The 15,004-nt window shown below is 36.0% G+C and carries 10 protein-coding genes; 9 read left to right on the top strand and 1 reads right to left on the bottom strand.

Going from position 1 to position 15,004, the window contains the following annotated elements; translation table 11 throughout:
• Positions 1-136 precede the first annotated feature (136 nt).
• The 9 genes from BM361_RS16085 (at position 137) to BM361_RS16040 (ending at position 12,038) form a co-directional block, all read left to right on the top strand.
• Entirely contained in the window at positions 137-1,234 is a 1,098-nt protein-coding gene (locus BM361_RS16085; RefSeq protein WP_038263272.1) for a mechanosensitive ion channel family protein, read from the top strand.
• Between the two features lie 40 nt (positions 1,235-1,274).
• Entirely contained in the window at positions 1,275-3,587 is a 2,313-nt protein-coding gene (locus tag BM361_RS16080) for a beta-N-acetylhexosaminidase (RefSeq protein ID WP_074980129.1), read from the top strand.
• A gap of 570 nt (positions 3,588-4,157) precedes the next feature.
• Positions 4,158-5,978, top strand: coding sequence for a M60 family metallopeptidase (locus tag BM361_RS16075; protein WP_074980127.1), 1,821 nt, complete (start codon positions 4,158-4,160; stop codon positions 5,976-5,978).
• Positions 5,979-6,231: 253 nt separating this feature from the next.
• A complete protein-coding gene (locus tag BM361_RS16070; protein ID WP_175496598.1) occupies positions 6,232-6,606 on the top strand; it encodes a DoxX family protein in 375 nt (124 codons plus the stop codon).
• A gap of 177 nt (positions 6,607-6,783) precedes the next feature.
• The gene (locus tag BM361_RS16065; RefSeq protein WP_074980124.1) at positions 6,784-7,344 is read left to right on the top strand and encodes a helix-turn-helix domain-containing protein; all 561 of its coding nucleotides are present in this window, start codon (positions 6,784-6,786) and stop codon (positions 7,342-7,344) included.
• A gap of 83 nt (positions 7,345-7,427) precedes the next feature.
• Entirely contained in the window at positions 7,428-9,845 is a 2,418-nt protein-coding gene (locus BM361_RS16060) for a heavy metal translocating P-type ATPase (protein ID WP_074980123.1), read from the top strand.
• Positions 9,846-9,948: 103 nt separating this feature from the next.
• Positions 9,949-10,170, top strand: coding sequence for a heavy-metal-associated domain-containing protein (locus tag BM361_RS16055; RefSeq protein WP_074980121.1), 222 nt, complete (start codon positions 9,949-9,951; stop codon positions 10,168-10,170).
• A 12-nt stretch (positions 10,171-10,182) separates the two neighbouring features.
• Positions 10,183-11,115, top strand: a complete 933-nt coding sequence (locus BM361_RS16050) for a cation diffusion facilitator family transporter (RefSeq protein ID WP_074980120.1) — start codon at positions 10,183-10,185, stop codon at positions 11,113-11,115.
• Between the two features lie 329 nt (positions 11,116-11,444).
• Positions 11,445-12,038 carry a fasciclin domain-containing protein gene (locus BM361_RS16040; protein ID WP_051413417.1) on the top strand — a complete coding sequence of 198 codons (594 nt, stop codon included), beginning with the start codon at positions 11,445-11,447 and terminating at the stop codon, positions 12,036-12,038.
• 278 nt (positions 12,039-12,316) lie between these two features.
• On the opposite strand, the gene BM361_RS16035 is transcribed toward BM361_RS16040, so the two are convergent.
• A complete protein-coding gene (locus BM361_RS16035) occupies positions 12,317-14,446 on the bottom strand; it encodes an amino acid permease (protein WP_074980116.1) in 2,130 nt (709 codons plus the stop codon).
• Between the last annotated feature and the right edge of the window lie 558 nt (positions 14,447-15,004).

Here is a 15,004-nt window from a genome sequence, read left to right as displayed (position 1 = left end):
TAATAAATTACAAATAAGACATTTCCGTTTAAAATATCTCTGAATATTTTAATTAGAATAAAAATCCCACTCGTAGAAGTTATGCTTTTTGATTAAATTTACAATTTAGAAAAACCCATTGTTTACCAGATTCTGTATGGATTTAAACAACTTTATCGAAAACTATAAGTCGCATCTCTTATACATACTAGTAGTTATAGTTTGTATTTTATTTCTAAGACTAATAACCATTCAATTAAAAAAATGGTTAATAAAAAAAGAACAGCAAAAATTTCCTGATGAAAAACCAAGAACAATAAACCTGGTAGGTAAAATTCTCAATGCTCTTTGGTATATATTAGGAATTATCGCCATTGCCTTTATATTCACCGAAAAGGAAGATCACGAATTATTAATCACTCGTTTTAAACTATTCTCCTACTTGGGATTCCTTGCTATCGCTACCATTATAAGCGCAGCTGTTGCTAATATGTGGTTCCGTAAAACCATTTCAAGGAAAGAACACTCCCATGAAGATACTACCAACTTAAAGTTTTTAAAAAACTTTGTTATTTTCTGCATCTATTTCATCGGTATTCTGTTTGGTTTATTAGCCTTCCCTTCAATGAAAAGCATTGCGCATACTGCACTTGGAGGAGCCGGAGTTTTAGCTCTTATAGCAGGTGTGGCATCACAGGAAGCACTTTCAAACCTGGTAGGAGGTGTCTTTATAATTTCTTTCAAACCGTTTAAAATAGGAGACGTTATAAAGGTAACAGATACCATGGTTGGTACCGTTATGGATATAACCCTACGTCATACCGTAATAAAAAACTTTGAAAACAAAATGATAGTGATTCCAAACGCTATCATTAATAAGGAAAAGTTAATTAATTATGATTTAGGGGACGCTAAAGTCTGTGAACATATCGAAATTGATATCTCATATGACAGCGATGTTGCTTTAGCCAAACAATTACTTCAGGAAGAATGCGAAAATCATCCATTTATTTACGATAACCGAACGAAGCTTGAAAAAAAAGATCAACAACCCAAGGTTAAAACCGCTTTGGTAAGAATGAATGACTCTTCAGTAACTATTAGAGCTTGGGCTTGGTCATTAAATTTCCCTAAAGCTTTCGAAATGAAATGCGATATACTAGAAAGTACTAAAAAAAGATATGAAACCGAAGGTGTAGAAATTCCTTTTCCCTACCGAACACTGGTTTTTAAAAATGGAAACAACCAAAGTTAATTTAAAAAAGTATTCCCTACCTAATTCATAATAATTATACATGAACTTTATTAATAAGACTGTAGCCCTGTTCGTACTTGCCGGTACGTTAATGGCATGTCAAAGCGAAACTAATAATACGAAATTGCATATTATTCCTGAACCGGTATCTTTAAAGAAAACGGATAATCCCGCATTTCGATTTAACGATGAAACAAAAATATTCATCACAGACACTTCAATGTTTCAAGCCGCCAAAAGGTTGAAAAATATTCTTAGTTATGATATAACCATTGAAACCAAGACGGCAATTGCAAAGGATATGACCAATAGAGTGTTATTTAAATATCATATGGAAACTGATTCTTTGGGTAAAGAGGGCTATCTGTTAAAAAGTAACCAAAAGAATATTACTGTTGAAGCTACGACTCCTGTGGGATTCTTTTATGGTGTTGAAACGATCAGACAGCTCTTCCCTCCTGCTTCTGTGAATCAATCAAAATTGGGATTAGAAATACCAAGCCTTCAAATAACTGACAAACCACGATTTAAATGGCGTGGCATGCATTTAGATGTTTCCAGACATTTTATGCCCGTTTCCTTCGTAAAGGAGTTTATAGACTACCTGGCCATGCATAAATTAAATACTTTTCACTGGCATCTGGTAGATGGCATTGGCTGGCGTATTGAAATCAAGTCACATCCGGAACTTACTGATATAGGAGCATGGCGCGTAGTAAAAGAAGGCAAAAAACCTTGGGAAGATTTTGAGGTATGGCGTCCAGGAGATGATCGAAAAAAATACGGAGGGTTTTATACTCAGGAAGAAATCAAACAGGTTGTTGCCTATGCAAAAGAGAGAAATATAACCGTCATTCCGGAAATTGAATTACCCGGACATTCAGAAGTTGTTTTTCAATGTTACCCGGAATTATTATGTGTTGACAAAAACAATGCTCCACTAGCCAATAATGGGGTTTACTGTGCAGGGAATCCTAATAGCTATAAACTCTTAGAAGCTATTATTGATGAAGTCATAACCTTATTTCCTTCGGAATACATTCATATTGGAGGTGATGAAGTAAGTAAGAGGAATTGGAACACTTGCATTAGATGTAAAAAAGTTATGAATTCACAGAACTATGATGCATTCGAGCTTCAAAGTCACTTTGTGAACCATTTTGATCAATACCTTAAAGATAAAGGACGAAAGTTAATCGGATGGCATGAGATTCTCGAGGGTGAATTGAGTCCTACAGCTACCATAATGTACTGGGGTGCAGAAAACGGGGTTGAAAAGGCATTAAGTGAAGGACACCCTACCGTATTAACGACTGGATCCCATCTCTACTTCGACCACTATCAAAGTCTTAGCAAAAATGAGCCAAAAGCCTTTGGTGGTTTTGCCCCATTGAAGAAAGTATACCAATATGAACCACTACCAGACAGCCTGGAAAACAAATACAAATCAAAAGTCTTAGGTATCCAGGCTAATATATGGACTGAATACATGTCAACTCCTGAACATATTGAATACATGGCATTCCCGCGAATAGCGGCCCTTTCTGAAATAGCCTGGCAGGAAAAAGGCAAAAAAGACTGGAAAAGGTTTCAGGAAAAAATGGAATCTCAAATAATGAGATATGAAAAATTCCCAATCAACTTTTCCAGGAGTGCATACAGACCTATTATTGAAAGTACCTTAGATAAGGAAACTAAAGGGATCCTGGTGTCTTTAATAACCGAACTTCCATGCGAGGTTATATATACGACAGACGGTAGTAACCCATCCTTACAAAACGGGAATGTTTACAACCAACCAATTGTATTACAAAATAATACGATTATAAAAGCGATAGCATTGAAAAACGAAATGCCAATTAGTGAAATCGAAGAAAAAGAAATTATTGTTCATAAGGCGCTTGGAGCCAAAACTAGCCTTATCAATCAGCCTTTTGGTAAGTATAGTGCCTCAGGTGCCACTTCTTTGACAGATGGAATTTTTGGAGGTAATAAATGGGGTAATGGTAAATGGCTGGGGTTTTTGAATAAAGATCTGGAAAGTACAATACAACTAGACACTACAACAACGGTACAAAAAATTGGTCTAAGTTGCATCGAAGAAACCGCTGCTGGCATCTATTTCCCGACATCCATAGAGGTGTCTTATTCCCAAAATGGAAAAGTTTTTACTTCGGTTCAAAAATTAGACCTATCCAGAAAAAATATAGAAGTAAACTCAGAGGTGAAAACCCAGATATTTTGGGTCGATTTTCCGGCTGTTGAAACTAAATATTTAAAAGTAACCGCTCGTTACTCGAAAATACAAGATAAAGGGACCTTTATATTCACCGATGAGATCATAATTAAATAAATAAGTTTTAGATAGAATAGCCGGTAAAGCTTCAAAAATGATTTTTATAATAGACTCATTTAGAATCTTTACTGGCTATCAAATCATTGATTAGTAACATTCAAGCCAATAAAATCCACTTAATGACATTACTGCCAACGTAAATTTACCTGGTCCCGTCAACTTCCCCACTCTGCTATTTGCAATCGCCATCAGAGGAAAATATTCGATCATCTGATCCCACAACTCATTTTACACTTTCGAGATATTTTAGTTTCTTTTCAAAGCTCATTCTATATTTCCTACAAACCGAAACACCCCTTGTTTTATATAGCCTTGAACTATGGCTTATCAAAACCATTCCTCTAAAAAACCTTAATTAACTGAAAATAAGTGATGTCATTTAGATCTTTCGATTGTCTAGTACATGAAAAGGTTCCAATATTAGGGAGAATTATCTTTCACAATAAATACGAAATAAGCAACCTGCATATTACTGACCTTTAAAATAATTAACAACAGTCCCTTGATAAAAGCAAGGGAGGTTATAAATGACATTTAATTAATGTTCAACCATTCAAATACTAAAAAATGAAAACACTCAACTTTATGAAAAGGGCTTCAAAGTTCGGCCTGTTAATCTTATTGGTAGCTACTTCAGCTTGCACTGAAAAAGAATTTACGGAAATTTCTGAATCCATGCTTACCAATACAAATAGTACCCTGATCGCTGGTTTTACCCCTGTAGATAGTATTCAAACGGTAATTGAAAAACCTTCTTCAGATGTGGAAAACGATAGATTGGGTCAAGGTGCAGGAGCCTCAGACTTTGTACCTACCGGTTTTTATCTAGAGCCGAATGCTACCCTAACAATAGAAACCTCAGAACTTACCAGTGGTACTACCAACTCCAAAATACAATTGGGTATTGGTACCTACTCACGATACTCAAACAAATGGAATCCCCAATGGATAGCTTTAGACTGGGGGGTAAATACGATACAAGCAGATGCTTATGGAGGTGTTATATGGCTGCGATACACAAACCGACAGGCAGAAAATGAAACCCCCACAGGTCAGGCCACTGTACGCTTTATAGACGGATTCAAACGATTTCCTTACTACAAACACGGAATAACAACACAAAGTGAATGGCACGCCATGCTCAATGCCTATCCTAATGCACCTGATGTTACTCTGGAAGGCGAGCATGTTTATATCGTAGTATCCCGTAACAAAGCCATTGAATTTAAAGATAGAGATCAAGATGTGTTACTGGATCTTACCACCCAGATCATGGATATCGAAGATGATATTAGTGGTTTAGATGGATCTGCAACAATTCACAAAAGAAATGTTCACAAAATTTTAATGACCGAAACCGACGATCCGGGTACCTATATGTCTGCCACCTGGTACCGCACCGCTTATAATGATCAGGGAGCGGTCAATTATATAATTAACCCCGATCAGCTTTACCAACAAGGATGGGGCCCTTGGCATGAACTTGGACATATGCATCAACAACAAGCATGGAAATGGGATGGATTAGGCGAAGTTACCGTAAATATATACAGTCTGGCAGTGGAAAGAGCTATGGGAGTAACTCCTTCAAGACTCGTAAGCGAAGGACATTGGAGTGAAGTTAAGGCCTTTATGAGTCAGGAACAAAGAAAAAGAGACTTCAATGGAAAAGGAGTTAGCGTTTGGGTAAAACTGGCTATGTTTCATCAACTATGGCTAGCCTTTGGAGATGAATTCTATCAAAACCTTCATAAACAAACCAGAGAGGACGCTCCTCAAGTTATAAGTACTGAGGAAAAAATGAATTATTTTATGATAACAGCGTGTACGGTTTCGGGATATAATCTGACGCGCTTTTTTCAAGACTGGGGATTCCAGTTCAAAAACGCGAAAGCAACCTATAATGCCATTGCAGAACTAAACTTACCGGAACCACCACAAGATTTGACTCAATTATCAGACGACCCTAATTATAATACAGCCTTCACTATTGAAAGTTATAGTTCTCAGGAAACGAGTGCCGAAAATGGTGCAGCCTTAAACATTATAGATGGTAACCTCGATACTTATTGGCATTCAGAATGGTCCTCTGGAAATAGCAAATACCCTCATTATATAATTATAGATACCGAATCATCCACCACCATAAATGGATTTAGCCTTACACAAAGGCAAAACGGAAGTCGTCATGTAAAAGACATAGAATTACTAATTAGCGATGATAATAAAAGCTGGAATAGTCTGGGCTCATTCCAACTTAATCAAACCACTACTCCACAAAGCATTGATCTAAATCAATCTGTTCAAAGCCGCTATATTAAAATACAAATGAATTCGAGCTACGACGGAACTGAAAATGCCGCTTTAGCGGAATTTGAGATTATATAGTCACAATAGTTGCCTTCTCATAATTAATTAGGTTAACGGGGGGAAATATACATTTCCCCCTGTTATTTAAAGTTTAACAGCTAAAATCTTCATTCTATCCATAAAACAACATGGTTACCCAAAATTCAATTTTCATAAATCGTCTTGTCTACCATCCTATATTTAAGATTAATATATGGCTTAAGCTTCTTTTTAGTAAATTGGTATGGACAAAACTACTGGCATTGTCTATCAACATCTAAATTTAACTAACATGATAAAAACCATTCTGCTAACCCTTCTCGGAGTCTTCTTTATCCTAAATGGATTAAACCACTTTTTTAATTCAAAGATACTTGAAGAATATGCAGAGAAACGAAGTCTTTTTGCTCCAAAATGGATGCTACTTATAAGTGGTATGTTATTGATATTTGGCGGGTTTACTTTAATTTCTGGATATTTCCTAATCTATGGCTGTTTGGGATTATGTATATTTTTAATAATCGCGTCCTTCAGCATTCATAAATTCTGGTCATTAAATGACAAACAAGAATCAATGATGGAATCAATGCACTTTACTAAGAATTGGGCAATAACCTTCGAATTGATTTATATTGCTGACACCGTGGGAGCTCCTCTTTTTTCCTGAAAATTTCTTTGTGAACTATAAATAATAGAACGCTTTAATGCCTTTTCAATAGAGAGATGCCACCAAAATAGGTTTTATTAAATTGAAATTATGTATAGCATATAAACCTGACAGAAAAATTACGGTCTTCATTTCAGATTTTTATCTTTGTCTCCTAAATTCAGGAAAGGAAATACAATGACCCTCTTTATCAAAAATATGGTTTGCAACCGCTGCATTATGGTGGTTCAAAATGAAATGGATAAACTTAATTTGAAGGTTAAAAACATCAAACTAGGAGAAGTAATCCTCGAAAAAAAACTTACTGCCGAACAAAAAAACAATATAACTAACTCACTCGAATTGTTAGGGTTTGAGATTATCGACGATAAAAAAGGTCGCATCATAGAAAAGATAAAAAATCTAATTATCGAAGCGGTCCACCATCAAAATAACAATGCTAAATCAAACCTTTCGAATTTATTAAGCAACAATCTACACCATGATTATAATTACCTATCTAACCTCTTTTCTGAAGTAGAAGGAACTACAATTGAAAAATACTACATTGCCCAAAAAATAGAAAAAGTAAAAGAGCTATTAGTCTATGATGAACTCTCCTTGAGTGAAATAGCTTTTCGCTTAAATTACTCAAGTGTAGCCTATTTAAGTAACCAGTTTAAAAAGGTGACTGGTCTTACCCCCAGCCACTTTAAAAAAATCAGAGACGATAAGAGAAAGCCTCTCGACGAAGTGTAAATCTTATAAAACAATTCCAAAATTATACAATAGCTTTCCTTCTATTTAAAGTCATTTTTGTACTGTAAAATAATATAGAAAAAATGGCTTTAAATAATAATGAAAAAATCATCTACCTGCCCCTTGAATCAGTAGAAAGTGAACACTGTGCAGGTATTATTGACAAAGGGCTTTCACAAGTTAAAGGAATTAATTCCCACAAAGTTGAACTTAATAACCGAAGGGCTATAATTGTCGTTCCTCAAGAAAAAGGAGTGTCTGATGCTATAAAAACCATTAAAGACCTGGGGTATGGAGTCAGCACTGTAAAAAAAAATTATCCCTTGCTAGGAATGACTTGCGCAGCTTGCGCAGGAAGTGCTGAAAACATTGTAAATAATGAATCGGGGGTGGTCAATGCTGCAGTCAATTTTGCTACCGGTAACCTCTCAGTTGAATTCCTTCCAAATATGACCAATGCTAAAAAACTGCAAAAAGCCGTTCAAGCTGCGGGTTATGATCTCTTAATTGAAGATGAATCCACCCAACAGGAAACTCTGGAAGATATCCACCAAAAGAAGTTCAAAAAACTAAAACAAAAAACGACCTGGGCCGTAATGCTATCCCTACCAGTGGTAATAATTGGGATGTTTTTAATGAATATTCCTTATGCCAATTTAATCATGTGGCTTTTTGCGACACCCGTGGTAGTTTGTTTAGGAAAAGACTTCTATATAAATGCTTGGAAACAAGCAAAACATCGCTCTGCCAATATGGATACGCTGGTTGCCCTAAGTACAGGTATAGCCTACATTTTTAGCGTATTTAACATGACCTTCCCGGCATTTTGGGAAACAAGAGGCCTGGAGGCTCACGTCTACTTTGAAGCAGCAGCCGTAATCATTGCTTTTATTTTATTAGGTAAATTATTAGAAGAAAAGGCCAAAGGAAATACCTCCTCAGCGATTAAAAAGTTAATGGGGCTACAACCCAAAACAGTCACGGTTTTACAGGCAGACGGTCATGAAAAAAAAATAGCCGTCGAAGTTGTAAAACCCGGCGATATAATCCTGGTAAAACCAGGGGAAAAAATAGCGGTAGACGGCATTGTAACCACAGGCAGTTCGTATGTAGATGAAAGTATGCTCAGTGGAGAGCCTGTGCCCGTGCTCAAAACAAAACAAGAAAAAGTGTTTGCGGGAACTATTAATCATAAAGGAAGCTTCCGGTTCAAAGCGAATAAAGTAGGGAAAGAAACCATGCTTGCCCAAATCATTAAAATGGTCCAGGATGCCCAGGGAAGCAAAGCACCGGTACAAAAATTAGTAGATAAAATTGCAAGCATCTTCGTTCCCATCGTTATTAGTATTGCCATCTTAACCTTGATTCTATGGCTATTTCTTGGAGGAACCAATGGTATTGTCCAGGGTCTTTTGGCGGCTATCACTGTGCTGGTAATTGCCTGTCCATGTGCATTAGGACTGGCTACGCCAACCGCTATTATGGTAGGAGTCGGTAAAGGAGCTGAGAAGGGTATCTTAATTAAAGATGCAGAAAGCCTGGAATTAGCAAAAAAAGTAGATGCCATCATTCTGGATAAAACTGGTACAATTACCGAAGGTAAACCACAGCTAACCGACATATATTGGCTTCATAATGACGATTCATCAAAGGATATACTTGTAAGTATCGAAAAACAATCCGAGCACCCGCTGGCAGAAGCAGTGGTTAAATACTTTGGAGAAATCACCTCCCCTAAATTAGATCATTTCGAAAGCATAACAGGGAAAGGTGTTAAGGCCGAATATCACAACGAAACTTATTTAATTGGTAATAAAAAATTATTGACCGAAAATAATATAATTATCCCTAGTGAACTTTTAAAACCAGCCGATAATTGGGGGAAACAAGCCAAAACAGTTATTTGGTTTGCCAGGGGCAATCAGGCAATTTCCGTTCTGGCCATCTCCGATAAGATTAAAGATACATCGGTTCATGCCATCAAAGAACTACAGCAAACAGGTATTGATCTCTATATGTTAACCGGTGATAATCAAGCTACGGCCAGGGCCATAGCAAAACAAACAGGTATTAAGTATTTTAAAGCCGAAGTATTACCTCAAGACAAAGCTAATTTTGTAAAAGAACTACAGCAACAAGGTAAAACCGTTGCCATGGTCGGAGATGGTATAAACGATAGCACAGCTCTTGCCACGGCCGATGTAAGTATTGCTATGGGTAAAGGAAGTGATATTGCCATGGATGTAGCCAAAATGACCATTATTTCTTCCGACCTTACCAAGATTCCAGAAGCAATTAAATTGTCAAAACAAACTGTCGCCACGATTAAGCAAAACTTGTTTTGGGCCTTTATTTATAACCTCATAGGTATTCCAATTGCAGCTGGTATTCTTTATCCCGTGAATGGTTTTTTATTAAATCCAATGATTGCTGGTGCTGCTATGGCCATGAGTAGCTTGAGTGTTGTAAGTAACAGCTTAAGATTAAAGTTGAAGAAATAAATCTGTAAATCTCGTAAATCAAATACAAAATAGTACAATAATCAACTGCTGGCTTATGCAGAAATTTGCCGTATTAAATAACAATTAAAAAATATTCAAAATCATGGATAACAATAATGAATTTCTTTTTAAAACCAACCTGAATTGTGGAGGTTGTATCTCAAAAGTACAATCGGACTTAGATAGTGCTGAAGGTATTTGCCATTGGGATGTTGATACCAATAATGCGGACAAAATCCTTGCTGTAAAATCGGATGGAATAACCGAAGATGAAATAATGACAATTGTAAAAAGTAAAGGATTTCAGATTAAACCTTTGATATAAACCTAATGCATTATGACTATTTCTGAAGCCCATAATAACTGTGATCAACATCATAACCATAAAAATGGTTTAACATTGGCCTTTTGGTTGAATCTGCTCTTTTCGATAATAGAATTAATTGGGGGTATTTTAACAAATTCAACTGCCATTGTAGCCGATGCATTTCATGATTTCATGGATGCAGGAGCGATCGGACTTGCCATAGTTATGGAAAAAATAGCAGGCAAAAAACGCTCGGATAAATTCTCTTATGGCTATAAACGATTTTCTCTTTTGTCAGCCATAAGTTTGTCTATATTTCTATTGGCAGGTTCAATTACCATGCTAATTACAGCATACAATTCGTTCATCAACCCAAAAGAAGTGTATAGCTTCGGGATGTTGTGGTTAGCCTTGTTAGGACTTGCAGTAAATGGATTTGCCTTTATTAAAATCAAAAATGGTGGTCACGGACATCACCATCATGGACATCATCATGGACATAGCCACAACAGTCAATCTATAATGCTCCACCTTCTGGAGGATGTATTGGGGTGGGCCGCAGTATTAATAGGTTCCGTAATCATTTACTTTACAGGCTGGAATTGGATAGATGGTATATTGGCCATAGGAATAGCCCTGTTTATAGGTATCAATGCTATCAAAAGTCTGATCAAAACCCTAAAGGTAATGTTACAATCAGTCCCGGAACATATTAATATAAATAAGTTTAAAGTTGAATTGCAGCGCATAGAAGGGGTCGTTGATATTCATGATCTTCATGTATGGACTATGGATGGCGATTACAATATAGGTTCAGTGCACGCGGTAATAAATGATTCTAATCCGACGACTAAGCAGGACATCTTAAATAAGATTATAAAGCTTATGGAAAATTTTAATATCCAACATCCTACCGTACAAATGGAAACAACTAATAGTAATTGTAAATTACTTACTTGTTAAAATCTTATTGAAGACTTTAAAAACAAGATAATAAATGCATTCCCATCGATGGGGATGCATTTCTATTTTTATTTCAATAAGATTGATGACTTAATGGCTTTATTAATTAAGAGTTACTCCTGGCAAAGCAAAAAATTTGACACTCCATTATATCCGATTCAAAATATTAGTTTTCTTTCAGTGAAAGGTTCTCGATCATCTTCTTCAGGCAATTCAACTTTATTCAATACTATAAGCCATTTTTACATTTTGTTTAACATTTATCACAAAAAGTTGAACAATGTTGAAAATTTTATTATATTTAACTAATAATCAAAAAGTTATATATCATGAAAAATGTATTTACCATAGGAATTTTAAGTATGATGTTGATTTTCACATCCTGTGAAAAGGAATCAATAGATGAACAACTCATTACCGCAGATATTAATGCTCGAGCTTCGGTAGCTGCCGAAAAAGGTGATCAAAGCATCGCAGAAATAGTTGTAGCCAATGCCACAGATGAAGAAGAACCGCAATTTACCCTATTACTGGCAGCTTTAGAATATGCAGGTATTACCTCAATGTTTACTGGTAATGATCAATACACCGTGTTTGCTCCAACTGATGCTGCTTTCGTACGATTTCTGGGAGATAACGCACTAACAGATTTTACACCGGATCAGGTAGCATCGGTATTATCATACCATGTAACAGATGGAAGAAGATTCAGTAACAGTGTAGTTCCAAAACAAAATCCAAGAGAAATAGAAACCTTACTCGGATATTCAATTTTTGTAAGCAACACAGCAGGAATCGATACAAATGATGACGATACGGAAGCAAATGCAACCATTTTGGTCTCTGAAGGGTTATTTAATATTTCAGCAAGCAACGGTGTCATTCATGTAATTGACGAAGTATTAGTCCCTGAATCTGAATAGTTGACTTTTTAATTCCTCCTAAAGCCACCTCCCTCAAGGTGGCTTTATTTTATTTCACCCCAATCATTTCTAATTAATCTTTCTGTCATAATGGCTAGCCTGATTTTTGCCTTAATTTCAAATAAAGGGATATTTGAAAAGTTTATTCATAATTAATTTAAACAGAAACCTCTCCTATGCTTTACTTATCTGACAAGCATTATTTTTCTACATAATAACAGCTGATATAACCCAATAAAACCCGAGAAATGAAGAATGGTTGTTTAGCAAACAATCCATTATATATCCTGCATATTTTCTATCTCCGCCCCCATATAACCCTTAAATAATTTAGAAATAGATTTAGAATCTCCCAGGATGGTAAGAATATCATTTTCCTGCAAGACCGTAGACCCGTTTGGTGTAAATGTTTTATTATTTCTTTCAATCAAGGCTACTAAGACATCCTTAGGCAAGGAAACTTCCATCAGTTGACGTCCGATCATGGCACTTTGTGTAGTTCCTTCTAATAATTTTACACTCACAAAATTCTCGTTTTGTAAAAGGTACTCCTTTATCTCACGATGGCTATCCATGGCTAACAATGCATCCACAACATCAGGTCTTTCTAAAATATCTATAAGTCGAGTCAGCATACGCAACTGCTGCTTGGGTTTTTCATCCGAATTTATCAGAAAACAACATATATGAATAGGAGCTTTAACCGCCCGACTTTTAAAAGGAATCTCACCATCCAGTTCCTGTTTAGAAACAATAATTTGCATGGAAGGATGTAAAACATCATCATAAGTAGCATGAAAAATAAGAACCCCTGGTAACGATATTACGGCATCATCATTTAACGCGTGTAGAAACCTTTTTTTGATTGCTTCTTTTCTTTTTCCCAATTCAACCGAAAGATAATCAGAAACCTTATTCAAAACTCTATCTAAATCCGCAGGAGTTTTGAACATACTGATTTTAGATTTTATTACAGTTTCATCAAAAGGATCACCTTGTCTAAGTCCCTTCTCTTTTAAGATGGTCATTAATTCATTCTCCAGTTCATCATATTGGTATTTTCCTAATAAAGCAAACCAATGAAATATAGCCCCTTCACGCTTTACTTTGCCTCGGGCATGAAAATGATACCAAAGAACCCCCAACAAGACAATTCCCGCAGTAAATAGAATAGGCATCCATCCTAAATATATAATTAATATGAAGGAGATAACTATACCAATAACTTGCATATATGGGTATAAAGGAGACAGGTAACCTGGATCATAAGAGGCTATTTTACTCTTTCTGAAAACAATAACAGAAAAATTAATAAAAATAAATATGAGTAACTGGAAGGTACTGGCAAGCTTAACAATTCCTTCCTCCGACAATACTAAAATAAAAAGAATTATAAATGCGGTAGTAAAAAATATGGCCATAACTGGAGTCCCCTTGCCTCCTATTCTGGCCATTATAGCCGGTAACAATTTATCTCGTCCCATGGCAAAAGGGTATCGGGATGCAGATAATAGTCCGGCATTACCTGTAGAAGCAAAAGCAGCAAGGGCAGCTATAGACATTAACAACACACCGGCATTCTCTGGCAACCATTTAAACATTTGTGAAGCAGCAACAGCCGCAGGTGCCAGCTCATTAGCAAAAGCCTCTGGCTCTATAATGGCAACCATGATAAAAACGCCCAAACCATAAATGAGACCAGTGACTACCAAAGAAAGAATCATCCCCAAAGGAATGTTCCTTTCAGGATTTTTAATCTCTTCGGCTACACTTACAATCTGCGTGAGACCTAAATACGATACAAAAACAAAACCGGCAGAGGTGAACAGACCGCTAAGTCCTCCTGAAAGAAATGGTGTCAACTGGGCATCTAAGCCCTGTTTAGTAATAGTGCCGCCACAACATATAGAATAAATCCCATCAACAATAAAGGTGATCAATATAACCAGTAAGAAGGTTACAAAGACTTTTTGAAAAGCGGAGGTTTTCTTAGCTCCGACCAAGTTTAAAATCATAAATAACAGGGTGGCCACTATGGCAACGATTTTAGTAGGAACCTCCCAAAATAAAGCCGCATATGCTCCAATTCCAATAATTGCAAAAGCGGTCTTCAGCATTAGAGCAAAATAGGTGCCAAGACCGCCAATAGTTCCCATCAATGGACCAAGACTTCGGTCCAGAAAAAAATAAGCGCCCCCAGATCGTGGCAATGCGGTCGATATTTCTGCTATACTAAACATAGAAGGCAAGATTAAAACTCCGGCCAGTATATAGGCCAGAAATACAGATGCTCCCGTATAATGTGATGCAATACCGGGAAGTAAAAAAAAACCAGAACTAAACATAGCCCCGGTACTAATAGCAAAAACATCAAATAACCCTAACTCCTTTTTTAATTTATTTCTCATATACAAACATTTGAAGCAGCAATTACTTTTCTTGTACCTATAATAATATATGAAAAACTACACGATTCGGGAATAACGAACCGACGAACTATACCCGTTCATAGGTTATATGGTATAAAAACACATCAAATCTTAAGATTTTATTACTAGTAGATGATTATCAGTTAATTACAAAATAATATTTCGAAATAACTATGGAAGAAACTGTGTGGTTGTACTAGCAGGGTTTAAATTACAAATTGTACCTACCACTGAATTCTGAATAATAAAGCCTTTGTGCCTCTATTAATTATTCCCAATAAAATAAGCTACAATATAACGCTACAAGGCCTTTGCCACGCAAAATAAACTACGCTTTTCATAATCCAAAACCTACAAAACAAAAATAAAAAACAAGCTAAAAGAAAATTTTAATATTACATTTTATTACCAAACAGTTTATTTACAGAATAATTTATTCATACATTAGAAAACGAATGTTACCTAATTTATATGAACTCATGCTATTAGAATCCATTTATATATCATATGAAAGTAGATAGAAGACTAACTGAAAAA

The sequence above is a fragment of the Zhouia amylolytica genome, assembly GCF_900116365.1.
Taxonomy (GTDB): domain Bacteria; phylum Bacteroidota; class Bacteroidia; order Flavobacteriales; family Flavobacteriaceae; genus Zhouia; species Zhouia amylolytica.
Note: the sequence above shows the minus strand (reverse complement) of the source record. Positions and strands in the feature narration are given on the sequence as shown.

Excerpts from the sequence above, each read along its gene's own strand:
- BM361_RS16085 (WP_038263272.1), top strand. The coding sequence starts at position 137 with ATGGATTTAAACAACTTTATCGAAAACTATAAGTCGCATCTCTTATAC.
- BM361_RS16080 (WP_074980129.1), top strand. The coding sequence starts at position 1,275 with ATGAACTTTATTAATAAGACTGTAGCCCTGTTCGTACTTGCCGGTACG.
- BM361_RS16075 (WP_074980127.1), top strand. The coding sequence starts at position 4,158 with ATGAAAACACTCAACTTTATGAAAAGGGCTTCAAAGTTCGGCCTGTTA.
- BM361_RS16070 (WP_175496598.1), top strand. The coding sequence starts at position 6,232 with ATGATAAAAACCATTCTGCTAACCCTTCTCGGAGTCTTCTTTATCCTA.
- BM361_RS16065 (WP_074980124.1), top strand. The coding sequence starts at position 6,784 with ATGACCCTCTTTATCAAAAATATGGTTTGCAACCGCTGCATTATGGTG.
- BM361_RS16060 (WP_074980123.1), top strand. The coding sequence starts at position 7,428 with ATGGCTTTAAATAATAATGAAAAAATCATCTACCTGCCCCTTGAATCA.
- BM361_RS16055 (WP_074980121.1), top strand. The coding sequence starts at position 9,949 with ATGGATAACAATAATGAATTTCTTTTTAAAACCAACCTGAATTGTGGA.
- BM361_RS16050 (WP_074980120.1), top strand. The coding sequence starts at position 10,183 with ATGACTATTTCTGAAGCCCATAATAACTGTGATCAACATCATAACCAT.
- BM361_RS16040 (WP_051413417.1), top strand. The coding sequence starts at position 11,445 with ATGAAAAATGTATTTACCATAGGAATTTTAAGTATGATGTTGATTTTC.
- BM361_RS16035 (WP_074980116.1), bottom strand. The coding sequence starts at position 14,446 with ATGAGAAATAAATTAAAAAAGGAGTTAGGGTTATTTGATGTTTTTGCT.